General features: G+C 59.7%; 19 protein-coding genes and 1 pseudogene. 10 read left to right on the top strand and 10 right to left on the bottom strand.

The window, feature by feature from the left end; translation table 11 throughout:
• Nucleotides 1-331: 331 nt before the first annotated feature.
• The 4 genes from ACA063_RS26850 to ACA063_RS26835 all read right to left on the bottom strand — a co-directional run bounded on the left by ACA063_RS26850 (nt 332) and on the right by ACA063_RS26835 (nt 4,738).
• The gene (locus ACA063_RS26850; RefSeq protein WP_497663979.1) at nt 332-1,303 is read right to left on the bottom strand and encodes a FecR domain-containing protein; all 972 of its coding nucleotides are present in this window, start codon (nt 1,301-1,303) and stop codon (nt 332-334) included.
• Nucleotides 1,300-1,818 carry an RNA polymerase sigma factor gene (locus ACA063_RS26845; protein WP_162436221.1) on the bottom strand — a complete coding sequence of 173 codons (519 nt, stop codon included), beginning with the start codon at nt 1,816-1,818 and terminating at the stop codon, nt 1,300-1,302. Before ACA063_RS26845 ends, ACA063_RS26850 begins: the two co-directional genes overlap by 4 nt.
• 275 nt (nt 1,819-2,093) lie before the next feature.
• Entirely contained in the window at nt 2,094-2,801 is a 708-nt protein-coding gene (locus ACA063_RS26840) for a 3'-5' exonuclease (RefSeq protein ID WP_497663978.1), read from the bottom strand.
• Entirely contained in the window at nt 2,798-4,738 is a 1,941-nt protein-coding gene (locus ACA063_RS26835) for a putative nucleotidyltransferase substrate binding domain-containing protein (protein WP_497663977.1), read from the bottom strand. Before ACA063_RS26835 ends, ACA063_RS26840 begins: the two co-directional genes overlap by 4 nt.
• 253 nt (nt 4,739-4,991) lie before the next feature.
• Between ACA063_RS26835 and ACA063_RS26830 the strand changes: the two genes are divergently transcribed.
• On the top strand, nt 4,992-5,438 hold the full coding sequence (locus ACA063_RS26830; protein WP_497663976.1) for a response regulator: 447 nt from the start codon (nt 4,992-4,994) through the stop codon (nt 5,436-5,438).
• Between the two features lie 175 nt (nt 5,439-5,613).
• On the opposite strand, the gene ACA063_RS26825 is transcribed toward ACA063_RS26830, so the two are convergent.
• Nucleotides 5,614-7,791 (bottom strand): malate synthase G, encoded by a 2,178-nt coding sequence (locus tag ACA063_RS26825; RefSeq protein WP_497663975.1) that lies wholly within the window; start codon nt 7,789-7,791, stop codon nt 5,614-5,616.
• A 615-nt stretch (nt 7,792-8,406) separates the two neighbouring features.
• On the opposite strand from ACA063_RS26825, the gene ACA063_RS26820 reads away from it, so the two are divergent.
• Complete coding sequence (locus ACA063_RS26820; RefSeq protein WP_123410579.1) at nt 8,407-8,925, top strand: glycine cleavage system transcriptional repressor; 519 nt, start codon at nt 8,407-8,409, stop codon at nt 8,923-8,925.
• A gap of 229 nt (nt 8,926-9,154) precedes the next feature.
• Here ACA063_RS26820 and rarD read toward each other — a convergent pair whose 3' ends face one another.
• From rarD to ACA063_RS26795, 5 genes and pseudogenes are all read right to left on the bottom strand, one after another.
• A complete protein-coding gene (gene rarD, locus ACA063_RS26815) occupies nt 9,155-10,042 on the bottom strand; it encodes an EamA family transporter RarD (RefSeq protein WP_497663974.1) in 888 nt (295 codons plus the stop codon).
• Between the two features lie 198 nt (nt 10,043-10,240).
• A complete protein-coding gene (locus ACA063_RS26810) occupies nt 10,241-11,215 on the bottom strand; it encodes a serine/threonine protein kinase (RefSeq protein WP_162436227.1) in 975 nt (324 codons plus the stop codon).
• A 298-nt stretch (nt 11,216-11,513) separates the two neighbouring features.
• A complete protein-coding gene (locus ACA063_RS26805) occupies nt 11,514-13,415 on the bottom strand; it encodes a PhoX family protein (protein WP_497663973.1) in 1,902 nt (633 codons plus the stop codon).
• A gap of 58 nt (nt 13,416-13,473) precedes the next feature.
• Entirely contained in the window at nt 13,474-14,238 is a 765-nt protein-coding gene (locus tag ACA063_RS26800) for a TOBE domain-containing protein (RefSeq protein ID WP_497663972.1), read from the bottom strand.
• Between the two features lie 311 nt (nt 14,239-14,549).
• Nucleotides 14,550-15,289, bottom strand: a pseudogene (locus ACA063_RS26795) (ComF family protein).
• A 91-nt stretch (nt 15,290-15,380) separates the two neighbouring features.
• Between ACA063_RS26795 and bioB the strand changes: the two are divergent.
• From bioB to ACA063_RS26755, 8 genes are all read left to right on the top strand, one after another.
• Nucleotides 15,381-16,436 carry a biotin synthase BioB gene (bioB, locus tag ACA063_RS26790; RefSeq protein WP_497663971.1) on the top strand — a complete coding sequence of 352 codons (1,056 nt, stop codon included), beginning with the start codon at nt 15,381-15,383 and terminating at the stop codon, nt 16,434-16,436.
• A gap of 167 nt (nt 16,437-16,603) precedes the next feature.
• Complete coding sequence (gene bioF / locus ACA063_RS26785) at nt 16,604-17,782, top strand: 8-amino-7-oxononanoate synthase (RefSeq protein WP_497663970.1); 1,179 nt, start codon at nt 16,604-16,606, stop codon at nt 17,780-17,782.
• Entirely contained in the window at nt 17,775-18,506 is a 732-nt protein-coding gene (locus ACA063_RS26780; protein ID WP_497663969.1) for an alpha/beta fold hydrolase, read from the top strand. Before bioF ends, ACA063_RS26780 begins: the two co-directional genes overlap by 8 nt.
• Nucleotides 18,499-19,311 (top strand): malonyl-ACP O-methyltransferase BioC, encoded by an 813-nt coding sequence (gene bioC / locus ACA063_RS26775; RefSeq protein WP_497663968.1) that lies wholly within the window; start codon nt 18,499-18,501, stop codon nt 19,309-19,311. The genes ACA063_RS26780 and bioC overlap by 8 nt, the downstream gene beginning before the upstream one ends.
• Nucleotides 19,308-19,988 (top strand): dethiobiotin synthase, encoded by a 681-nt coding sequence (gene bioD, locus ACA063_RS26770; RefSeq protein WP_497663967.1) that lies wholly within the window; start codon nt 19,308-19,310, stop codon nt 19,986-19,988. Before bioC ends, bioD begins: the two co-directional genes overlap by 4 nt.
• Nucleotides 19,989-20,131: 143 nt before the next feature.
• Nucleotides 20,132-20,392, top strand: a complete 261-nt coding sequence (locus ACA063_RS26765; RefSeq protein ID WP_497666592.1) for a pyrroloquinoline quinone biosynthesis protein PqqE — start codon at nt 20,132-20,134, stop codon at nt 20,390-20,392.
• 277 nt (nt 20,393-20,669) lie between these two features.
• Complete coding sequence (locus ACA063_RS26760; protein WP_162436236.1) at nt 20,670-22,475, top strand: phenylacyl-CoA dehydrogenase; 1,806 nt, start codon at nt 20,670-20,672, stop codon at nt 22,473-22,475.
• A gap of 215 nt (nt 22,476-22,690) precedes the next feature.
• Complete coding sequence (locus tag ACA063_RS26755) at nt 22,691-24,799, top strand: cytochrome-c peroxidase (protein WP_497663966.1); 2,109 nt, start codon at nt 22,691-22,693, stop codon at nt 24,797-24,799.
• The last annotated feature ends 155 nt before the right edge of the window (nt 24,800-24,954 follow it).

Here is a 24,954-nt window from a genome sequence, read left to right as displayed (position 1 = left end):
CGAGAATCCAAAAGTGATAGGGCTGGATGAAAATAATTTCGATTCATTAAACAAATCTTGTGGTGAGGCTTATGGCCTCATCGCGAGCAGGCTCACTCCCACATTGGATTTGCAGTGAACCCCGCTACGGCGCCTGGCACCAAACTCCTGTGGGAGCGGGCTTGCCCGCGATGGCGGAGTGTCAGTCGCCATTGAGGTTGAGGTGATGGCCTCATCGCGAGCAGGCTCGCTCCTACATTGGAATTGCTGTGAACGCAGATACCGTGAGTGGCATCAATCCCCTGTGGGAGCGAGCCTGCTCGCGATGGCGATCAATCTGTCGAAACAAATCTCAGGGCTTGGCTTCAGCCTTCGCCACCGTCACCCACCATTGGGTGTGCTGTTCGATCTGTACCGGCAACGTGGGTAGCAGGGCGCTCAGGGCCTTGTCCGTATCGTGCAGCGGGAAGCTCCCGGTGATGCGCAAATCAGCGACCTCGGGCGCGACGCCAAGGTATCCACGTCGGTAGCGACCGAGTTCATGGATCAGGTCTTCGAGCCGTGCGTTATCCACGACCAGCATGCCGCGGGTCCAGGCATCGGCACCGAGGTTGAGCGCGAGGATCGGGCCGAGGCCGTTACTGCGCATCAGCACTTGCTGGCCCTCGCGCAGGATCTGCTCTTCGGGACTCGACTGCGGATGCGCAGCGACCGCCGACTTCAATACGCTCAGGCGTGTGCCGTCGTCCTCGCGCTTGACCAGGAAACGCGTGCCCAGTGCGCGCATGCTGCCTTCGCGGGTTTCGACGATGAAAGGCCGGGCATCGCCGTGGCCTGTCTCGATGAGGATTTCTCCTTCCTGCAGCACAATAAGTCGTTGCTTCTCATCGAAGCGTACGTCCACGGCGCTGTGGGTGTTGAGGTTGATCAGCGTGCCGTCGGCCAGGTGCAAAGTGCGTTGCTCACCGGTGGCGGTGCGCTCGTCCGCCAGCCAATAGTCGATCGGCAGGTAACGCTCACCGGCAAAAAGCGCCAGGCCAACCACCGCGACAATACTGGCCAGGCCGCTACCGAGCTTGCGCACCCGCCGGCGAATACCTTCGCGCGATTGCAGCAACGCGGTGCGAGCCGGGCCACTGGCGGCGTTGAAGCGCTGATCGAGCATGCCCAACTGGCGCCAGGCGCGAGCGTGTTCTTCGTGGGCAGCGTGCCATTTGGCGAACTCTTCGCGCTCCACCGGGTTGCCGGAATCCAGGGACAATTGCCAGGCAATGGCCGCATCCAGCACCTGCGCCGAGACGGGTTTGGAACTGACCGGGCTCATACCGGTTCACCATAAAGCGCGATGTAGCACTGACGGATGCCTTGGGCCAGGTACTGACGCACGCGGGGTACCGATACACCCAGGCGCTCGGCGATCTGCGCGTGGCTAAGGCCGTCGAGGCGGTTATAGAGGAATGCGGCGCGGGCCTTGCTGGATAGCTTGCCGAGTAGGCGGTCGATGTTTTTCAGGTCTTCGAGGATGAGCTGCTGCTCTTCGATCGAGGGGTGTTCGCCTACGGGAATCAGCATCAGCTCAGTGAGGTAAGCCTGTTCCAGCGCGGCGCGACGGAAATAGTCGAACAGCAGGCCTTTGGCAATCGCAACCAGGAAGGCCCTGGGTTCGCGTGGCTCTTTGAGTTCATCGCGTCCGAGCAGCCGGACGAAGGTGTCCTGGCTCAGGTCTTCGGCCCGTTGCGGACAGGCCACGTTGCGTCGAAGCCACGCCAACAGCCAGCCGCGATGGTCGCGATATAACGCACCGACGAGGTTGTTGTGGGGGCTTTGGACTGACGACACGCAGCATCACCGATTGGGAAGGGTTAACTAACGAGAATAGTTCGCGATTGTGTCAGAGGCGGGGGAGGTAAGCAATTGGCGCTGGTCGGGTAGGAATGTTCCTGTTCAAGCGCCCGACGCGATCCCTTGTAGCAGCTGCCGAAGGCTGCGTCCGGCTGCGCAGCAGTCGTGAAATCAGTGTTCGCGGTGCATCAGGTAAACCGAGACGGCAGGGTTGACGACTGCTGCGCAGCCGGACGCAGCCTTCGGCAGCTGCTACAAGGGATCGTGGTGATTTAAAAGGACGGTGCTTGCTGCCTGCGCTTCCACTGGTTCAACCGCTGCTGCAGGTTCAACGGGCTATGAATCTGTTGCTGCCGTGCGCGGCTGAAGAGGATCAGCGCCAGTTCTGCGGTGGCCAGCGCGTCGGCACTGGCATTGTGTCGCTCGAAGACTTCGAGCTTGAACTGGTCGATCCATTCATCCAGCCCGGCCTCGCGGATGTTCGCCTGCGGGCACAGCAGCGGGGCGATGTCGGCCACATCCAGAAACGTATGCTGCAACTTGTAGCCCAGATGATCTTTCAGCGCCCGCCCCAGCATGTGCTGATCAAACGGTGCGTGAAAGGCGAGCACCGGGCTGTCGCCCAGGAACTCCATGAAATCGACCAGTGCCTCGGCCGGGTCACTGCCGGCCGCAATCGCGCTCGGCCCCAGGCCATGAATCAGAACGCTGGGAGCCAACTTCAAGTCGGCGCATTGCAACGTACGCTCGAATTGCTGGCTGAAGTCGATCGCGCCGTCTTCAATCACCACTGCGCCGATGGATAACACACGATCCTTGTTCAGGTTCAGCCCGGTGGTTTCCAGGTCAAGCACGACCCAACGTTGCTCGCGCAGGCTGCATTCAGCCAATCCGGCGACCGCCGGCAACTGGCGGATACGCTGTAGCAGTTCACCCGGCAAACTCGGACTGGCCGGGCGCAGCCATGAAAACAGGCTCATAGCTGATACCGCAGGGTCAGGCTGCTTTGCAGACGCTGGGCCTGACGCAGGGATTCACGCAGGATGCGTCGATCAAGGTGATTGAGGCTGTCAGGATCGACCCGGTTCGAGTACGGCAAGTTCTCCCGGGTTTGTAGCTGGTGTTGCTGCATTCGGGTTTGCTGAATGAAGTGATACGCCTCTTCATAGGCGGCACCGTCCAGCCGCTCGATGACCTCTTTATCGACCAGTTGGCGGAAACGCTCCAGGGTGTTATTGGCCTCGATGCCATGAGCCAGCGCCAGCAATCGTGCCCCGTCAACGAACGGGGTGAGCCCCTGGACTTTCAGATCCAGCGTGGCTTTCTCTCCATGCTTGCGGGCCAGTACAAACTCGCGGAAGCGTCCTACCGGTGGACGATTGCGCAGGGCGTTTTCGGCCATCATCCGCTGGAACAATCGGTTGTCTGCCACCTGATCGAGAATTCCCCGACGCAGTTGGTCGCCACTCTGTTCGTCGCCCCACACCACGCGCAAATCGAAATAGATGCTCGAACCCAACAGGTTCTCCGGCGTGGCTTCGCGGATGAACGCCGAAAACCGACGCGCCCATTCGGCCCGGGACAAACACAGCTCAGGGTTGCCGGCCATGATGTTGCCTTTGCACAGGGTGAAACCGCAAAGCGCCAGGCTCTGGTTGATCTGATGCGCAATGGGTAGCAGCTTGCCGCGTATTTCTGCCGCGTGGGCGGCGTCACGGGCTTCAAACAGAATGCCGTTGTCCTGATCGGTGTGCAGGGTTTGTTCGCGGCGACCCTCGCTGCCAAAACACAGCCAGCTGAACGGCACGCCGGGGTCGCCTTTCTCAGCCAATGTCAGTTCGATCACCCGGCAAACGGTATGATCGTTGAGCAGGGTAATGATGTGAGTGATCTGGGTCGAAGACGCGCCGTGGGCCAGCATGCGCTCAACCAGTTGGCCGATCTCGCCGCGTAACGCCACCAGGTTTTCCACGCGTTGCGCGCTGCGGATCGTCCGGGCCAGGTGCACGAGATCGACCCGTTGCAGGGAAAACAGGTCCCGCTCAGACACCACGCCGCACAGGCGCTGGTCCTTGACCAGGCACACATGGGCGATGTGCCGTTCGGTCATGGCAATGGCTGCATCAAACGCACTGTGGTCTGGCGACAGGTAAAACGGCGCCTGGGTCATGTGCCGTTCGATGGATTCGCTGAAATCGTTGATGCCCTCGGCTACCACGTGGCGCAGGTCGCGCAGGGTGAAAATGCCCAGCGGAGCCTTGTGCTCATCCACGATTACGATGCTGCCGACCTGCTGTTCGTGCATCAGGGTCACGGCTTCACGAAGAGGTGTGGCCGGGCTGCACGTCACCGGATGGCGCATGGCCAATTCACCCAGTCGGGTGTTCAGGGAATATTGAGTGCCAAGGGTTTCCACGGCCTTTTGCTGGACTTGCTGGTTGACCTGATCCAGCAGGCTGCTGACGCCGCGCAGGGCGAAGTCGCGAAAGGTGCTGGAAAGCGCGAACAGTTTGATGAATGCCAGCTTGTTCAGCTGCAGGCAAAAGGTGTCTTCGGCCGCGAGGTGTTCGGTACGCGTCGCTCGTTCACCCAGCAGCGCCGCGAGCGGAAAACATTCGCCAGTGGTGATTTCGAAGGTGGTTTCGGTTCCGCCCTTCGCGGTGTGGGGACGTTCACCCACGACCCGGCCTTGTTTGACGATGTAGAAATGTTCAACGGGGCCATCGGCGGGCTTGATAATGCTTTCGCCAGGGCCATAGAAACGTAGCTGGCATTGCTCTACCAGATAGGCCAGGTGGGCATGTTCCATCTGATTGAACGGCGGGAAACGCTGAAGGAATTGCAAAGTGCCCTGGATGTTCTGCAACACCGCGGTTTTCCCTGCCTGTGTGAAGGCGTCCGCTTTACTCATAACCATTACCGCAGTCTTTTTTTGAATTGTTGTTGTCGGATGACTCAGCCATGGTCGGCCCCTATCCGCAGGGTGCCCATTGGACGTAAGTCTAGGTAGGCAAATGACGTGAGCAAACGTCGGAGAAACCCTACGTAACTGTGGGAAAAATCCCACCGTTCCCCTATTGGAAATATTTCCGACGAAGTGCACATTGAACGTCTATTTGGCGATGTCTCACCACTGGGCCAGGAACGATTTTGAAACCTTTGAGAAAGCCATGTCTGACCACGATATTTTGAGTGATGCCGAGCGCGAGGCGCTAAGTGCCGTCATGCTCGAACCCGATCTGCCGCCGCAGCGAGTGCTGATCGTTGATGACGATAAAGACGCACGTGAGTTGCTGTCAGAGATTCTTGGCCTGGACGGCATTCGCTGCATGACCGCCGCCAGTGGTGAAACTGCACTCAAGATGCTGGGTGAGAAACCCTCGATCGGGCTCGTGATTACAGATCTGCGGATGGGCAATGTCGATGGGCTGGACTTGATTCGTCAGGTTCGTGAGTCGGAACGGGCGGCGCTGCCGATCATCATCGTTTCCGGCGACGCCGACGTGAAGGACGCCATCGCGGCGATGCATTTGAGCGTGGTGGATTTCCTGCTCAAGCCGATAGATACCGGCAAGTTGCTGGGTTTGGTGAAGCATGAGTTGGGGATGGATTTGTGAGGGGCTGAAAGATCAAATATCAAAGATCAAAAGATCGCAGCCTTCGGCAGCTCCTACATGGGACCGCATGCACCTGTAGGAGCTGCCGCAGGCTGCGATCTTTTGATCTTGCTCCAAATAAAAAAGGCCCTGAACTTTCGATCAGGGCCTTTTTTTGTCCGGCATCAGCGCTCAGTTACAGGCCATTGGCAGCTTTGAACTCGCGACGACGACGGTGCAGCACTGGCTCGGTGTAGCCGTTTGGCTGCTTGGTGCCTTCTACCACCAGTTCGACGGCTGCCTGGAAGGCAATGTTGCTGTCGAAGTTCGGTGCCAGTGGACGGTACAGCGAGTCGTTGGCGTTTTGACGGTCAACCACGGGCGCCATGCGCTTGAGGCTTTCCATGACTTGCTCTTCGGTGACGATACCGTGGCGCAGCCAGTTGGCGATGTGCTGGCTGGAAATACGCAGCGTTGCACGGTCTTCCATCAGGCCGACGTCATTGATGTCCGGCACTTTCGAACAACCGACGCCCTGGTCGATCCAGCGCACTACGTAGCCAAGAATGCCCTGGGCATTGTTGTCCAGTTCGTTCTTGATCTGTTCCGCGGTCCAGCTCGGGTTCACCGCCAACGGGATGGTCAGGATGTCGTCCACCGAAGCGCGCTCACGCTTGGCCAGTTCGGCCTGACGGGCGAACACGTCGACCTTGTGGTAATGCAGCGCGTGCAGCGCGGCAGCGGTCGGCGATGGGACCCAGGCGGTGTTTGCGCCGGCCATCGGGTGAGCGATTTTCTGTTCGAGCATCGCGGCCATCAGGTCGGGCATTGCCCACATGCCTTTACCGATCTGGGCGCGACCTTGCAGGCCGGTGCTCAGGCCGATGTCGACGTTCCAGTTCTCGTAGGCGCCGATCCATTTTTCAGCCTTCATGTCGGCCTTGCGCACCATCGGGCCGGCCTCCATGGAGGTGTGAATTTCGTCGCCGGTGCGGTCGAGGAAGCCGGTATTGATGAACACCACGCGCTCGGCAGCAGCCTTGATGCAGGCCTTGAGGTTGACCGTGGTACGGCGCTCCTCGTCCATGATCCCGACTTTCAGCGTGTTGCGCGGCAGGCCCAGCACGTCTTCGATACGGCCGAACAGCTCGTTGGTGAACGCCGCTTCTTCAGGACCGTGCATTTTCGGCTTCACGATGTAAACGGAGCCGGTGCGGGTGTTTTTGCGCGACGTGTTGCCGTTGAGGTTGTGCATTGCCGCGAGGCAAGTTACCAGGCCATCGAGAATGCCTTCCGGCACTTCGTTGCCCTCTTTATCGACGATCGCGTCGATAGTCATCAGGTGACCGACGTTGCGCACGAATAACAGCGAGCGACCGTGCAGGCTCAGTTCGCTACCGTCAACGCCGGTGTAGGTGCGGTCGGCGTTCATGGTGCGGGTGAAGGTCTTACCGCCCTTGGTGACTTCTTCCGACAGGTCGCCCTTCATCAGGCCGAGCCAGTTGCGGTAGATCACCACTTTGTCGTCAGCATCGACGGCGGCCACGGAGTCTTCGCAGTCCATGATGGTGGTTAGCGCGGCTTCCATCAGGATGTCTTTGACACCGGCGGCATCAGTCTGGCCAACCGGGGTGGTGGCATCGACCTGAATTTCAAAATGCAGACCGTTGTGCTTCAACAGGACCGCGGTCGGTGCCGCAGCATCGCCGTGGAAGCCGATCAGTTGGGCATCGTTGCGCAGGCCGGTGTTGCTGCCGCCTTTCAAGGCAACTACGAGCTTGCCATCGACAATCTTGTAGCCGGTGGAATCGACGTGGGAGCCGGCTGCCAATGGCGCCGCTTCGTCAAGGAAGGCGCGAGCGAAGGCAATCACCTTGTCGCCGCGAACCTTGTTGTAGCCTTTGCCTTTTTCCGCGCCGTCAGCTTCGCTGATGGCATCGGTGCCGTAGAGGGCGTCGTACAGCGAACCCCAGCGGGCGTTCGAAGCGTTGATGGCGAAACGCGCATTCATCACCGGCACCACGAGCTGCGGACCGGCCATTCGGGCGATTTCGTCATCGACGTTTTGCGTCGTTGCCTGGAAATCGGCCGCTTCTGGCAGCAGATAACCGATGTCTTGCAGGAAGGCTTTGTAGGCCACGGCATCATGGGGTTGACCGGCACGGGTTTGGTGCCAGCCATCGATACGAGCCTGGAAATCATCGCGTTTGGCGAGTAGGGCTTTGTTCTTCGGCGCCAGGTCATGAATGACCTTGTCGGCACCGGCCCAGAACTTATCGGCGGTGAGGCCGGTACCGGGAATGGCTTCGTTGTTAACGAAGTCGAACAGGACTTTGGCGACCTGCAGGCCACCGACTTGAACGTGTTCAGTCATTGCTTGCCTCACTCTGCTCAGCTATTTCGCTTTTCAGCTCTTCAATTATGACAATGAAGCCTCTGGCCATTTAAACCACAAACCCGTTCACCAGTACATGCCATTGCGGGCGGCTGGGATTTGGTCCAATCAACGGCTTGGGGCCTTGCTGACGGGGCTTTCAGGGTTGCGACTGCGCCTTGGCAGACATCGATCCAACGTTATGTAGTGCGCGCTGCGGCATACTACATGATGAATTGCGGTTGTGAAAATTAGACTAATTACGTCGTTCTGCGACCCCATGACGCATTGCGGTCGCGTCGGGGAACGGGATGTTCTCAAAAAACCATCGGATTGTTCCAGTTAAATATCAGAAGTTGTACACATAATATTTGATGCACTGCTATGGAGCTTTGGTTTCTGTGGCGAGGGAGCTTGCTCCCGCTGGGGCGCGGAGCGGCCCCATATCTTCTGCCGGACCTTGTTTGCGGCTGCTGCGCAGCCGAGCGGGAGCAAGCTCCCTCGCCACAAAAAGCGGCACTGCGCCGAGCCAGGCTCCTTGATGCAAAAGCGTTACTGCGCTGAATCAGGGCCCTTGCCTATACTTCCTTTTCTATAACAAAAGAGGGCTGCGCCATGGACCACCTCGTACTCACTGTTTTCGCTCCGGACAAGGCTGGGCAGGTCGAGCGCATCGCCCAGTGCATTGCCGAGCACGGCGGCAACTGGCTGGAAAGCCGTATGTCGCGCATGGCCGGACAGTTTGCCGGGATTCTGCGGGTGGGCGTGCCAGCGGAGGCCTACGATGAATTGGTAGATGCCCTGCAGGCGTTGTCGGCCCATGGCATTCGGGTGCTGATTGCCGAGAGCGGCATCGAACAATCCTGCACCTGGAAGCCCATCGCGATGGAGTTGGTCGGCAATGATCGTCCGGGCATTGTGCGGGACATCACCCGGTTGCTCAGTGAGCAAGGCGTCAACCTGGAACGGTTGGTGACCGAAGTGCGTCCGGCGCCGATGAGCAGCGAACCGCTGTTCCACGCCGAAGCGATTCTGGCCGTACCCCTGACGCTGTCTCTGGATGTCTTGCAGTCGCGCCTGGAAACCCTGGCTGACGATCTGATGGTCGAATTGGTGCTGCGCAGCGAGCCCTGACAGGATTAGTCAAAAAAGGTTATCCAAGTTAAACGTGCACCTGCCTGTGGATAACCTGTAGAGACAGCCCGCCAGCCCACGCGGGCCGGGCTTCTTCAAGACTTGATCAAAAAACCAGCAGTTTCAATAGGTTGCGCACAATCGCCGGGGATCACGCTGTGGATAACCTTGGGGCAGATAGTCGCAGGCCACGTGTTTCGTGGCCTGTAGAGCTTTGTGTGTTTTTTGATCAGCGGCGACGACGCAGACTTATCCACGCGTCAACGCTGTACACCGCCAAACCCGCCCAGATAAAGATGAACGCCACCAGCGTGCTGGACGACAGGTGTTCGTCGAACAGCAAGACGGCCTGCAACAGCACCAACGTTGGTGCCAGGTATTGGAGAAATCCCAGCGTCGTGTAGGGCAAATGCCGTGCGGCAGCGTTGAAACATACCAATGGCACCAGCGTTACCGGACCTGCGGCCACCAACCACCAGGCTTGCGATGTGGTCCAGAACTCGGCTTGAGCGCTGCTCGCGGCGGGATTGAACAGCAACCAGGCAACCGCAATCGGCACCAGCATCCAGGTCTCGACCACCAGGCCGGGCAGGGCTTTGACGGGGGCTTGCTTGCGGATCAGGCCGTAGAAGCCGAAGGTCAGCGCCAGCACCAGGGATACCCAAGGCAAACTGCCGACTTGCCAGACCTGCTGTGCCACGCCTACCGCGGCCAGGCCTACTGCCAGCCATTGCATGCGCCGTAGCCGTTCGCCAAGAATCAGCATCCCCAACAGTACGTTAACCAGCGGATTGATGTAGTACCCCAGGCTGGCTTCAAGCATGCGTCCGTTATTCACCGACCAGACGTAGGTCAGCCAGTTGGCCGCGATCAGCGTGCCGCTCAGCGCCAGGATTGCCAGGCGTCGCGGGTTCTCGCGCAGCTCGCGCCACCAGCCTGGATGCTTCCAGACCATCAGCAGTAATGCGCCGAACAGCGCAGACCAGAGCACTCGGTGGATGATGATTTCCACGGCTGGCACGCTGGCGATGGCTTTGAAGTAGAGCGGGAAAAGTCCCCAGATGATGTAGGCGCTCAGGCCCAGGATGTACCCGCGACGCGGGTTGGCGGCTTGCATGAAGAATCCTTGCTTAGGCAGCTAACAAAGAGGGGGATTGTAGGGGGGTTGTATAGATGTGTCGCTTGTGAAAAGCAAAAGATCGCAGCCTTCGGCAGCTCCTACAGGGGACCGGTGTCCATCCCGGTTATTCCGGTATTTCACACATCCTGTAGGAGCTGTCGAAGGCTGCGATCTTTTGATCTTTTGATCTTTTGATCAGAACAGCTTCAGCGGTTCTTCATTCAGCGCAGACAGTTGCTCGCGCAATGCCAACACCTGATCCCCCCAATACCGCTCGGTACCGAACCACGGAAAGCTGTGGGGGAATGCCGGGTCATCCCAGCGACGGGCGAGCCAGGCGCTGTAGTGCATCAGGCGCAGGGCTCGCAGCGGTTCGATCAGCGCCAGTTCCCGGGGGTCGAAGTCGTGGAATTCGTTGTAGCCATCCATCAACTCCGACAGCTGTCCGAGGCATTCCTGGCGATCGCCGGCCAGCATCATCCAGATGTCCTGGACCGCAGGGCCCATTCGGCAGTCATCAAGGTCCACGATGTGGAACATCTCGTCACGGCACATCATGTTGCCGGGGTGGCAGTCGCCGTGCATGCGGATGTTCTGGTGCGGCGTGGCCTTGTAAACCTCTTCCACGCGCTTGAGCAGGTCGCGCGCAACCGATTCGTAGGCTGGCAGGAGGCTACGGGGTATGAAATTGCCTTCGAGCAAGGTGTTCAGCGAGTCATGGCCGAAGTTCTTCACGCCCAGTGCTTCGCGGTGTTCGAACGGTTTGGTAGCGCCTACAGCGTGCAGTCGACCCAGCAGTTGCCCCAGGCGATAGAGCTGATCGAGATTGCCCGGCTCCGGCGCGCGGCCACCACGGCGGGGGAACAGGGTGAATCGGAAACCGTTGTGTTCGTGCAGGCTGGCTCCGTTGTGGATCATCGGCGCGACCACGGGTACATCGCATTCGGCGAGCTCGAAGGTGAACTGGTGTTCTTCGAGAATCGCTTCGTTAGTCCAGCGCTGAGGGCGGTAGAACTTGGCGATCAGCGGCTCGGAGTCTTCGATGCCGACCTGATAGACGCGGTTTTCGTAGCTGTTGAGCGCCAGAATGCGGGCGTCGCTGAGAAAACCGATGCTTTCGACGGCATCGAGTACAAGATCTGGGGTGAGGGTTGCAAACGGGTGGGCCATGCTGACTCCTGCGCGCAGCAGGCTGCCGCGTCCGGCCAAGCATGGTAGCGCAGACGGGGCGTGTTTAGGGGTTGGGTTGAGGTGTGGGTTGTCTTGGCTGACGCCATCGCGAGCAAGCTCGCTCCCACAGGTGATCTGCTGTGTGGCCAAGATTTGGTGCGTATTGTTTGAGTTTGTGGTGATTAGGCTGACGCTATCGCGAGCAGGCTCGCTCCCACATTGGTTCTATGGAGTGCACGGGATTGCGGGCACAAAGTAGATCCAGTGTGGGAGCGAGCCTGCTCGCGATGAGGGCCTATCAGGCGCCGACGATGCCGCCGTCTTCGCGGGAAATGGCCATCACCGAAGACCGGGGTTTGCCGTTCGGCAGGTGCTCAGGGAACGTCGAGCCACCGTTCTCTCCCGGGTGCTGGATTCCGACGAACAGGGTTTTCTGGTCCGGCGAGAAACTGATCCCCGTGACTTCGCAACCGACCGGCCCGACCATGAAGCGGCGGATTTCGCCGGTCACCGGGTCGGCACAGAGCATCTGGTTGTTGCCCATGCCGGCAAAATCACCAGCGTTGCTCGAATCACCGTCGGTGAGAATCCACAACCGTCCAGCCTTGTCGAACCCCAAACCATCCGGGCTGTTGAACATGTTTTGCGGCGTAATGTTCGTGGAGCCACCTTTCGGCGAGCCCGCGTGAACCCCCGGATTACCGGCGACCACAAACAAATCCCAGCTGAAGCTTTTCGCGCCGTGATCATCACGGTCGGTACGCCAGCGCAGGATCTGCCCGTAGATGTTCTTCTCCCGCGGGTTCGGCCCGCCCACCGGTTGGCCGTCTTCTCCGCGTTTGGCGTTGTTGGTCAGGGTGCAGTAGACCTGGCCGTCCTTGGGGCTGACGACGATCCACTCCGGGCGGTCCATGCGCGTGGCTTTGACGACACTGGCAGCGAGGCGTGCGTGGATCAGCACTTCAGCCTGATCGGCAAAGCCGCTGCTGGCATCGATGCCGTTTTTGCCGTGGGTCAGCTCGACCCACTCACCTTTGCCTTTCGGGTGATCTGCATTACCGTCGCCCGCGTCGAAACGCGCCACGTACAGGGTGCCGTGGTCCAGCAGGTCGCGGTTGGCTTTTGGGGATTTGTGGTTGATCTTGTCGCGGCTGACGAATTTGTAGATGAATTCGCCGCGCTCGTCGTCGCCCATGTACACCACTGCGTGCCCGTCAGCGGTTTCTGCCAGTGCGGCGTTTTCATGTTTGAAACGACCCAGCGCCGTGCGTTTGACCGGGGTCGACTGAGGATCGAACGGGTCGATCTCCACCACCCACCCGTGACGGTTGAGTTCGTTGGGATTCTTCGCCATGTCGAAGCGTGGATCGTGAGGGTGCCAGTTGATTTCTTTGCTGGCGGCCACCACGCCGTAGCGCTTTTGCGCGGCATCGAAGGTTTGCTCGGCATTGGTGCTGCCAAAACAGTCGGTAAAGTTTTCCTCGCACGTCAGGTAAGTGCCCCACGGTGTCTTTCCGTTGGCGCAGTTCTGAAACGTGCCGAGGACGTTTTTGCCTTGAGGGTCGGCGCTGGTTTTCACCAGGGCATGGCCGGCGGCGGGACCGCTCAGGCTGATCGGTGCATTGCCGTGAATGCGACGGTTGTAGCGCGAACCCTGGACAAAATGCCACTGACCGTTCTTGCGCTGCACTTCAATCACCGACACGCCTTCGCAGGCCAGCGCCTTGTGCACCTCGTCGGCCGACTGCGGCATGCCGCCGTGGGGATAGAGGTAGCGGTAGTTGGTGTATTCGTTGTTGATCGCCATCAGCGCCCGGTCGTGCTCGCCGGGAAACTCGAACAGGCTCATGCCGTCGTTGTTGTCGCCGAACTGGACTTCCTGCTGCCGGGCTGTGCCGTTGCCACTGGGGTCGAACGCCGGGCCATCTTTGTGCAGAGGCTGGCCCCAACTGATCAGCACCGAGGATTTGTAACCTGGCGGCAGGCTGATGGCGTCGTTGGTGGCGGCGGGAATGCTGTCAAAACCCAGGAGTTTGCTGGTGCCTGCGCTGACGCTCGCGGCCAGCACGCTGCGACTCAGCAGGTTGCCACCCATGAACATGGCGGCGCCGCAGAGCGCGCCTGCGCTGATGAAGCCACGACGGCTGAGACCGACCATCTTTTCGAGGTCAGTGGATTGATTGTCTTCTAATAGGCTCACATCAGGCTCCCTGCTGGTTTTTGCAGACACCTTAAAGAGCGTTAATGACGCTTATGTTTCAGAGCGGTGTACCGAGCAAGACATTCGACGGTGCGAACTGCACTTGCACGGGGGCGCCGAGGGTCAGGCCAAGCGTGCGCAAGTGAAATGGCTCGGCCAGTGCGCAAAGTGTCTGGCCGTTCGGCAGGCCGATTCGGACTTCGCTGGGGCCATCTTCGGCGTCGAGGATTTCTTCGAGGGTGCCTTGCAGGCAGTTGTTTCCAGGTGCTGTCGGGTTGTCGATGCCCAGCAGCTCCAGCCATCCGGCCTTGATCAGCGCCACCACTTCGGTGCCGGTTTCCAGCTCCAGGCGCAGGGTGCTGTCGTGGGTGATCTGCGTATCAATGATCAAGCCGGCGGCCAGTTCAAGACGGATCCGGTCATTACGTCCCTGAGCATCGATCGCGACGACTTTGCCGTGCAACTGATTGCGGGCGCTGGTTCTGAGCATCAGGCGACCGAGCAGGTCCAGGTCGCTCGCATCTTCAGCGGCTTCGAGTACCTGAGCCTGCAAGGCTTGCAGCTTTTGATACAGGCGCAGCACACGTTCGCCCTCGCTGGACAATTTCGCGCCGCCGCCGCCCTTGCCGCCGACACTGCGTTCCACCAAGGGTTTTTGCGCGAGGTTGTTCAGCTCATCAATGGCGTCCCAGGCAGCCTTATAACTGAGGCCCGCGCTTTTAGCAGCGCGGGTGATCGAGCCTTGTTCGGCGATGTGCTGCAGCAGGGCGATGCGCTGCGGACGGCGGACAATGTGCTGGGATAATAACGACGGCATGGACATGGTTCGGCGCTCGGGATTGTAATGGCTATGTGGCCTGTTGTGGCGAGGGGATTTATCCCCGTTGGGTCGCGCAGCGGCCCCAAAATCTTTACGACTGCTGCGCAGCCGAACGGGGATAAATCCCCTCGCCACAGTGCAGCTGAACGGGACGATGCAGAGGACGTTGGCGGCTTGCGGTGCGGGAGTCAAGTCAGGCTGTGATCCTGTGGGAGTGAGCCTGCTCGCGATTGCGGTGTGTCGGTCGCATCAATGTTGAATGACCAACCGCCATCGCGAGCAGGCTCGCTACCACAGGGGGCTATGTACTCAAATCACCCAGCGTCACCGGGTTTGGGTGTGCGTGCCAGGCAGTAGACGTCGACCCGTGCGGCGCCGGCCTCCATCAGCAAACGTGCCAGGGCGTGGGCCGTGGCGCCGGTGGTCAAGACGTCGTCGACCAAGGCCAGGTGACGCCCCTTGATCGCAGCATCCGGCGTCAAGGCGAAGGCGTTACGCAGGTTCTTCTTACGTGCATCTGCCTTCAGGTCCTGTTGCGCGCTGGTGTCCTGAATTCGTAGCACCAGCTGCTCATCACAGGGAATGCCGAGGCCGGCGCTGAGCCACTGGGCGAGCATGGTGGCTGATTGAAGCCTCGTTGACGCAGGCGTTTTGTGAACAACGGCACCGGGACCAGAGCATCCGGTCGCGACAGGTCTTCATCGAAGCGATGTTGCAGGAATTGCACGAGAAGTTCGCCGAGCAGGTGGCCAAAAGGCCATTTCGCGCTGTGTTTGAACCGGGTAATCAGCGTGTCGACGGGAAAGCTGTAGGCCCATGGCGTCGCAACCCGTTCGAAAGCGGGCGGTTGCTTCACGCATTGGCCGCACGTCATGCCCGGAATCGGTAGCGGCAAGGCGCAGGTTTCACATTGATCGCCGAGCCACGGCAGCTCGGTTTCGCAGGCCATGCAGATGGGCGCGTTGTCTTCGGAGGCTTCGTTGCAGAGCAAACACGATTGGTTGTTTTTTAACCAGATGTAAACCGGTTTGTCGTAACATGGTTGACAGCTCATCGCTCTTCCTTAAATATGCCGAACATCCGTGTCGCGCCTGTGGGTATTACGTTCCCCAGTCGCTCGCCAAGCATAAAACAAGGAAACGCCCATGAGCGCCAGCACCACTGCAACCCTGCGTCATGACTGGTCTTTGGCCGAGGTCAAAGCACTCTTCGTTCAGCCATTCAACGACCTGTTGTTCCAGGCGCAGACGGTGCACCGTGCGCATTTCGACGCAAACCGGATCCAGGTGTCGACGTTGCTGTCGATCAAAACCGGTGCCTGCCCAGAAGATTGCAAATATTGTCCGCAGTCCGGTCACTACAACACCGGCCTGGAAAAAGAAAAGCTGATGGAAGTGCAGAAGGTCCTTGAGGAAGCTGCACGCGCCAAGGCCATCGGTTCGACCCGTTTCTGCATGGGCGCGGCGTGGAAACACCCGTCGGCCAAAGACATGCCTTACGTACTGGAGATGGTCAAAGGCGTGAAAGCCATGGGCCTGGAAACCTGCATGACCCTCGGTCGTCTCGATCAGGACCAGACCGAAGCGCTGGCCCAGGCCGGCCTCGATTACTACAACCACAACCTCGACACCTCGCCGGAGTTCTACGGCAGCATCATCACCACCCGCACCTACGGCGAGCGCCTGCAAACCCTGGCTTACGTGCGTGATTCGGGGATGAAAATCTGCTCCGGTGGCATTCTCGGCATGGGCGAATCCCTCGATGACCGTGCAAACCTGCTGATCCAGTTGGCCAACCTGCCGGAGCATCCGGAGTCGGTGCCGATCAACATGCTGGTAAAAGTGGCCGGAACTCCCCTTGAAAACGCCGAAGATATCGACCCGTTCGACTTCATTCGCATGCTGGCCGTCGCGCGCATCCTGATGCCGCAATCCCACGTACGCCTGTCCGCTGGCCGCGAAGCGATGAACGAGCAGATGCAAGCCCTGGCGTTCTTTGCCGGTGCCAACTCGATTTTCTACGGCGACAAACTGCTGACCACGGCCAACCCGCAGGCCGACAAGGACATGCAACTGTTCTCGCGCCTGGGCATCTTGCCGGAATCGCGCGAAGAGCACGCGGACGAGGTGCATCAGGCCGCGATCGAGCAGGCTTTGGTGGAACAGAAGAGCAGCGAGCAGTTTTATAACGCGGCTGTTTGACCGCCAATCCTTCTCGAGAAATGCAAAACCTGTGGGAGCCAGCCTGCTGGCGATGGCGTCAGGTCAGTCGACATCAATGTTGAATGACAGTCCGTCATCGCCAGCAGGCTGGCTCCCACAGGGGGTCGTGCAACTTTTGCACGTTGCGATCTGACACCGAGGCCTGCATGTCTTTCGATCTCGCCGCACGCCTTGCTGCCCGTCGTGCCGAAAACCTCTATCGCCAGCGTCCACTGCTCGAAAGTCCTCAAGGACCGGAAGTGGTGGTCGATGGCCAGCCTTTGCTGGCGTTCTGTAACAACGATTACCTGGGGCTGGCCAATCACCCACAGGTCATCGAAGCCTGGCGCGCGGGCGCTTCGCGCTGGGGCGTGGGTGGCGGCGCTTCGCACCTGGTGATCGGCCACAGCGGCCCGCATCACGCACTGGAAGAGGCGTTGGCCGACTTGACCGGTCGCCCTCGCGCGCTGCTGTTCACCACAGGCTACATGGCCAACCTTGGCGCGGTCACCGCGCTGGTGGGGCAGGGCGATACGGTGCTGGAAGACCGGCTCAATCATGCGTCCTTGCTCGATGCCGGTTTGTTGTCCGGTGCACGTTTCAATCGCTACCTACACAACGATGCCGTGAGCCTGGCCAAACGCCTCGAAAAAGCCACCGGCAACACGTTGGTGGTCACCGACGGCGTGTTCAGCATGGACGGCGATCTCGCGGACTTACCGACGCTGGCGCGGGAAACCAAGGCCAAAGGCGCATGGTTGATGGTCGATGATGCCCACGGTTTTGGTCCGCTGGGCGCCCATGGCGGCGGGATCGTCGAACATTTTGGCCTCAGCCAGGACGACGTACCGGTGTTGGTCGGCACCCTGGGCAAGGCCTTTGGAACGGCAGGGGCTTTTGTGGCAGGCAGCGAAGACCTGATCGAAAGTCTGATCCAGTTCGCTCGCCCGTACATCTACACCACCAGCCAGCCACCGGCCCTGGCCTGCGCGACGCTGAAGAGCCTCGATCTTTTGCGCACTGAGCATTGGCGGCGTGAACACCTGAAAACGTTGATCCGCCAGTTCCGCCACGGTGCCGAGCAGATCGGGTTGGAGCTGATGGACAGCTTTACCCCGATCCAGCCGATCATGATCGGCGACGCAGGGCGAGCGGTTCGCCTGTCACAGATGCTCCGCGAACGCGGACTGATGGTGACCGCGATCCGCCCACCGACCGTGCCCGCTGGCAGCGCTCGACTGCGGGTGACCTTGAGCGCCGCGCACAGCGAGGCGCAGGTACAGCTATTGTTAAATGGACTGGCCGATTGTTTTGCAAAACTGGGACCGGAGCCAAGCCATGCGTAATCGACTGATTCTGCTGCCGGGCTGGGGCCTCGGGGTTTCGCCGCTGGAGCCCTTGGCCGCCGCGTTGCAGGGACTGGATGAGCACCTTCGGGTCGAGATCGAGCCGTTGCCAGAGTTGGAGTCCAGCGATCTTGAAGAATGGCTGGATGAGCTCGACTCATCCGTGCCCCAGGACGCGTGGCTCGGCGGTTGGTCCCTCGGCGGCATGCTCGCGTCCGAACTGGCCGCGCGGCGAGGGGATCGCTGCTGCGGTCTACTGACCCTGGCGAGCAACCCTTCGTTTGTCGCCCACGAGCAGTGGCCCAGCGCGATGCCCGGTGAAACCTTCGATGCGTTTCTGGCGGGTTGCAACGCTGACCCACGAATGACCTTGAAACGGTTCTCGCTACTCTGCGCCCAAGGCGCCGAGGACTCACGCGGGCTATCGAGGCTGATGCTGGGCGGCGCGCCGCATACGGCTTCGTCAGTGTTGATGAGCGGCCTGGAACTGTTGGCGCAACTGGATGCCCGTGCAGCGTTGCAGGCGTTTCGGGGCCCGCAACTGCATTTATTTGCGGGCATGGACGCGCTGGTTCCAGCCGAAGCGGCGAGCGATTTGCTGTCGCTGCTGCCAGATGTCGAAATTGGTCTGATTGAACAGGCCAGTCACGCGTTTCTTCTGGAAGATCCTCACGGTGTGGCGGGGGCGATCCAGGCTTTTTTGCATGAGTGCGGTGATGACTGATCTCTCTCTTCCCAACATTCCCCTAGTCTTGCCCGACAAACGTCAGGTGGCAGCCTCTTTTTCCCGCGCGGCGGCGAGCTATGACAGCGTTGCCGAGTTGCAGCGTGATGTGGGTAGCCAATTATTGAGTCGCTTGCCTGAGGGTTTTTCACCTGATCGCTGGCTGGACCTGGGCAGCGGCACCGGCTATTTCAGCCGTGCGTTGGGCGAGCGTTTTCCAGCAGGTGAAGGGATGGCGTTGGACATTGCCGAAGGCATGCTCAATCACGCACGGCCGCTGGGCGGCGCCACGCATTTCATCGCGGGGGACGCAGAGCATTTGCCGCTGCAGGATTCGACCTGCGACCTGATCTTCTCCAGTCTGGCCGTGCAGTGGTGCGCGGATTTTGCTTCGGTGCTCGGTGAAGCCCATCGGGTGTTGAAACCGGGGGGGATTTTCGCGTTTGCTAGTCTGTGCGTGGGTACGTTGTTCGAGTTGCGCGACAGTTGGCGTCAGGTGGATGGCAGGGTGCACGTCAACCGTTTCCGTGAGTTCGAGGTTTATCAGCATTTGTGCGCTGACAGCGGACTGAGGATTGCGCGTTTGCAAGTGTGTCCGCATGTACTGCATTACCCGGACGTGCGCAGCCTTACCCATGAACTCAAGGCATTGGGTGCGCACAACCTGAACCCCGGTCGGCCGGGTGGTTTGACCGGTCGGGCGCGAATCCTCGGCTTGATCGAGGCTTACGAGCAATTTCGACAGGCCGAAGGTCTGCCCGCGACTTATCAAGTGGTCTACGCCGTTCTGGAGAAACCCTTATGAGTGCAGCCTATTTCATCACCGGTACGGACACCGATGTCGGCAAGACCACCGTTGCCGCCGGTTTGCTTCACGCCGCGCGGTCGGCAGGCATGAGCACCGCCGCAGGCAAACCGGTGGCGTCCGGCTGCGACGTGACGCCCAAGGGGTTGCGCAATTCGGATGCACTGGCGTTGCTGGCGGAATGCTCGCTGCCACTGACCTATGCGCAGGTCAATCCGGTAGCGTTCGAACCGGCGATCGCACCGCATCTGGCCGCGCGGGAAGCTGGCGTGGCGTTGACCGTGCAATCCTTGTTGGTGCCGATGCGGCAGATTCTGGACATGCAGGCGGACTTCACCCTGATAGAAGGCGCTGGCGGCTGGCGTGTGCCTCTGGCGGATCAGGACAACCTGTCGGACCTGGCAATCGCGCTTGGCCTGCCAGTGATTCTGGTCGTCGGCGTGCGGTTGGGCTGCATCAACCATGCGCTGCTGACGGCGGAAGCGATTGCACGGGATGGCCTGCAACTGGCGGGGTGGGTGGCCAATATCATCGATTCAAAGACGTCGCGCCTGGAAGAAAACCTGGCGACACTGGCCGAGCGAATTCCCGCGCCGTGCCTGGGGCGAGTACCCAAGCTCAAGTTGGTGACTGCAGAAGCGGTGGCCGAGCATTTACAGCTGGATCTGCTGGACTAGGTTTTGCCTATGACAAGGCACTGTGCCATTAGTGTTATTGACGGGCCTTTTGCCCGCGTGTCTGTTTCAATGCCGGTTGTTGATCCTTCACAAGGACGAGTTCTCCCATGGAAATCTCAGGAAACACCGCTTTTTAGGCCGGTCTGAGCACTGTTCAGGCTGGGCAGAACCGCGTCGATCAAGCTGCCGGGCAAATCGCCGGCGCCACCGTCGACCGTTCGGTGGTCAGCCAGTCGTCCGACGTTCAGGTCGATCGTCTGCGAGGCGTCGACCGCAGTCAGCAATCGAACCTGGCCAGCAACACGGTGGAGATGGCTCAGGGCAAGCTTCAACTCGAGCTGGGCGTAAAGGTGGCCAAGGCTTCCGATGAAATGCTCGGCACGTTGATCGATACCTACGCCTGATTTTTCGCTGCATCCGCACTTCCGACGCCGCGATTGTTCGCGGCGTTTTTCTGCGTAAGTCCTTCTCGCTCAACTAATCTTTTCCCTAGCGTCCGTTGCTCCATCAACGGCCGTACACGGCTGCGCGTGCACGATGCAAAAGCCGTGATGACGAACGGCAAAAGATCGACGCTTGACAAGATTTGGTCGTAAACGTATGTTTCAAACAACTGTTTGACCGTCACAACAACTCATTACGGTCGTTCATTCCCGGTTACATCAGCAGAGGTTTATCGCTATGCCTGACTACAAGGCCCCCTTGCGTGATATTCGCTTCGTTCGTGACGAACTGCTCGGCTACGAAGCGCACTATCAGAGCCTTCCGGCTTGTGCGGACGCAACTCCGGACATGGTTGACGCCATTCTTGAGGAAGGCGCCAAGTTTTGTGAGCAGGTACTGGCTCCGCTGAACCGCGTGGGTGACACCGAAGGCTGCACTTGGAGCGAGTCCGGCGTTAAAACCCCGACTGGCTTCAAAGAGGCCTACAAGCAATTCGTAGAAGGCGGCTGGCCAAGCCTGGCTCACGACATTGAGCACGGCGGCCAAGGCCTTCCGGAATCGCTTGGTCTGGCGGTCAGCGAAATGGTCGGTGAAGCCAACTGGTCGTGGGGCATGTACCCAGGCCTGTCCCACGGTGCGATGAACACCATCAGCGAGCACGGCACGCCTGAGCAGCAAGAGGCTTACCTGACCAAGCTGGTTTCCGGCGAATGGACCGGCACCATGTGCCTGACCGAACCGCATTGCGGCACCGACCTGGGCATGCTGCGTACCAAGGCTGAACCTCAGGCCGACGGCTCCTACAAAGTCTCCGGCACCAAGATCTTCATCTCGGCCGGCGAACACGACATGGCCGATAACATCGTCCACATCGTGCTGGCACGTCTGCCGGATGCACCGGCTGGCACCAAAGGCATTTCGCTGTTTATCGTTCCCAAGTTCATGCCGAACGCTGACGGTTCGATCGGCGCTCGCAACGCCGTGACCTGTGGTTCCCTGGAACACAAGATGGGCATCCACGGTAACGCCACCTGCGTGATGAACTTCGACGCGGCCACCGGCTTCCTGATCGGCCCGGCGAACAAAGGCCTGAACTGCATGTTCACCTTTATGAACACCGCTCGCCTGGGCACCGCGCTGCAAGGTCTGGCGCACGCCGAGATCGGCTTCCAGGGCGGCTTGAAATACGCTCGTGATCGTCTGCAGATGCGTTCCCTGACTGGCCCGAAAGCGCCGGAAAAAGCCGCTGACCCGATCATCGTTCACCCTGACGTACGTCGCATGCTGTTGACCATGAAGGCGTTCGCCGAAGGCAACCGCGCGATGGTTTACTTCACCGCCAAGCAAGTTGACGTGGTCAAGTACGGCGTGGACGAAGAAGAGAAGAAGAAAGCCGACGCACTGCTGGCCTTCATGACGCCAATCGCTAAAGCCTTCATGACTGAAGTCGGTTTCGAGTCCGCCAACCATGGCGTACAAATCTACGGCGGCCACGGTTTCATCGCTGAGTGGGGCATGGAGCAGAACGTTCGCGACAGCCGCATTTCGATGCTGTACGAAGGCACCACCGGTATCCAGGCACTCGACCTGCTGGGCCGTAAAGTGTTGATGACCCAGGGCGAAGCTCTGAAAAGCTTCACCAAGATCGTCCACAAGTTCTGCCAGACCAACGAAGGCAACGAAGCTGTCAAAGAGTTCGTCGAGCCGTTGGCTGCGCTGAACAAAGAATGGGGCGAGCTGACCATGAAGGTCGGTATGGCGGCCATGAAAGACCGCGAAGAAGTCGGCGCGGCGTCCGTGGATTACCTGATGTACTCCGGTTACGCCTGCTTGGCCTACTTCTGGGCTGACATGGCGCGTCTGGCTGCTGAGAAACTGGCTGCCGGCACCACCGAAGAGGCGTTCTACACCGCCAAGCTGCAGACTGCGCGCTTCTACTTCCAGCGCATCCTGCCGCGTACCCGCACTCACGTGGCAACCATGCTGTCGGGCGCTAACAACCTGATGGACATGAAAGAAGAGAACTTCGCGCTGGGCTACTAAGTCTTAGCGCTGTTCTAAAAAACCGCTGCTCCTTCGGGAGTGGCGGTTTTTTTTTGGCTTGTGACTCAACACTGGTGAAGAAGACCCATGAATGGGCCTCATTTCCCCGGTAAAGCATTTATTCAGGCGCTTGAAACACCTTGAAACAAATGGCGGAGCGCTTGGCAGACTAATTGCAAAATCGCTGATATCCGGCAGCAATCAGGGTGACGCGCATGAACATCCTTCGACTACTTAGTTTGACCTTCATGATCACTCTGCCTGCTCAGGGTGCATTTGCCGCGACTGCGCCAGACGTTGAGCCGCCAGTCCCCGAGATCCCCTCCCTGCAATCGCTGCGCGGTATGACACCGCCCGATCCCTCTGGAACCGAGGGCGGACGCAAAGTCGATCTAATGACCGACTACGTCCTCAATCGTAGTGCCGCGATCCTGCTGGGCAAGGCGCTTTTCTGGGACATGGAGGTGGGCAGCGATAGCGCCACCGCATGCGCGTCCTGCCACTTCCACGCCGGTGTTGACCATCGCATCACCAATCAGATCAATCCGGGTCAGGCGCACACCAATGCGAACGTAGCGTCGATTTTCAACAAGCCCTTCGTGGCATCCGACATTCCGGGTGACGTGGCGTCCTATGCAACGTTGTCAGCGGGTAAAGGCGGGCCGAACTACACGTTGAAGAAGACTGATTTCCCCACTCACGTGCTGGCTGATCCACTGAACCGAAATTCGCCGATTGTGTACTCGAGCGACGATGTGATCGGCTCGCAGGGTGTGTTCGACGCCAACTTCGTCAAGCCGAACCAGCCGCGTTTCGACAAGTGCACCCAGCAACCGGACGGCATCTTTCAGGTGAACGGCGTCAATGTCCGTCGTGCGACCGGGCGCAATGCTCCGTCGGTGATCAACGCCGCCTTCAACGTGCGCAACTTCTGGGACGGGCGGGCCAACAACGTCTTCAATGGCTTCTCGCCGTTTGGCAATCGCGACCCTGATGCCGGGATCTTCGTCACCAGCGATCGCAGCGGCGTCGCGACAAAAGTACGGCTGGCGCTCAACGATGCCTCTGCGGCTTCGCAGGCCGTGGGACCTCCGGGCAGTGCGGTTGAAATGTCCTGTGGCGGTCGCACCTTTGCCGACATTGGCCGGCGCATGCTCGACACGCTGATGCTCAAGCAACAGCGGATTTCATCCACCGATTCGGTGCTTGGGCCGGTGTCCGGTGCACGTCGTCCGACTTACCGTGAGCTGATCAAAGCCGCCTTCCAGCCACGGCTATGGAACGCCACGCAGCAGGTGTCTCTCGGTGGTGCTCCGTACACACAGATAGAAGCGAATTTTCCGCTGTTCTTCGGGCTCGCGATCCAGATGTACGAATCCACCCTGATTTCGGATCAGGCACCGCTGGACGCCTATTTGCAGGGTGATCATTCGGCCATGAGTGAGCAGCAAGTCCAAGGCATGAACCTGTTCCTTGGCAAGGGCAAGTGCGTGAGTTGCCACGGCGGGGCGGAGTTGACCAACGCCGGTAGCCGTTTGCTGTTCCATCCTCGGGAGCGCATCGAACGGATGGTCATGGCCGACAACCTGACGACACTCTATGACAATGGTTTCTACAACACTGGCGTGCGCCCGACTTCTGAAGACCTGGCGCTGGGCGGGACGGACGCCTGGGGCAATCCACTGGCCTTCACCCGTGAATACAATTCGCAAATCCAGGGCGCGAAAGTGCCTGACCCGCTGGACGTCGACGTGTGCACATTCGAGGCGCCCCTGAGTTCGGCGTTGCCCTGTGACGCGACGCTCAAACCCACTGTGGGTTTCCGCGATGCGGTCGACGGTGCATTCAAAACGCCGACGCTGCGCAACATCGCGCTGACCGGTCCGTACTTTCACAATGGCAGCCGGGCGACCCTCAAGCAGGTCATGGAGTTCTACAACCGCGGCGGTGACCGGCGTGGTTCGGAAGCCAACAACACCAGCGGTTTCGAGCATCCGAGTGTGAATCAGCACAACACCTCGAACCTCGATCCGGACATGACCTCCCTGAACCTGGCACCCGATGAAGTCGATGCCTTGGTCAAATTCATGGAAGTCGGGCTGACCGATCCACGCGTGGCCTGGGAGCAAGCGCCGTTCGATCATCCTTCGCTGGTCCTTCCCCAAGGTCATCTGGGCGATGAAAACGCGGTAACGCCCAAGCCGGTCAGTCCGAAGATAACGACCAGGCAAGCCACGGACGCTTTGGTGACGCTCAAACCCATCGGTGCCGAGGGGCGCAAAGCCGAGGAAGGCCCGCTGCAGCCGTTCTATAACGACCTTTGAGTTGAGCCACAACGCTAACCCTGTAGCAGCTGGCGAAGCCTGCGTCCGGCTGCGCAGCAGTCGTCATTCCCGAATACGATGTGGTTCTGACATACCGAAGTGCTTGGGTTTACGACTGCTTCGCAGCCGGTCGCAGGCTTCGCCAGCTGCTACAG

It is taken from the genome of Pseudomonas sp. LBUM1643 (assembly GCF_059716215.1).
The sequence above is the reverse complement of the archived record's forward strand: the minus strand, read 5'-3'. Positions and strand labels throughout refer to the sequence as shown.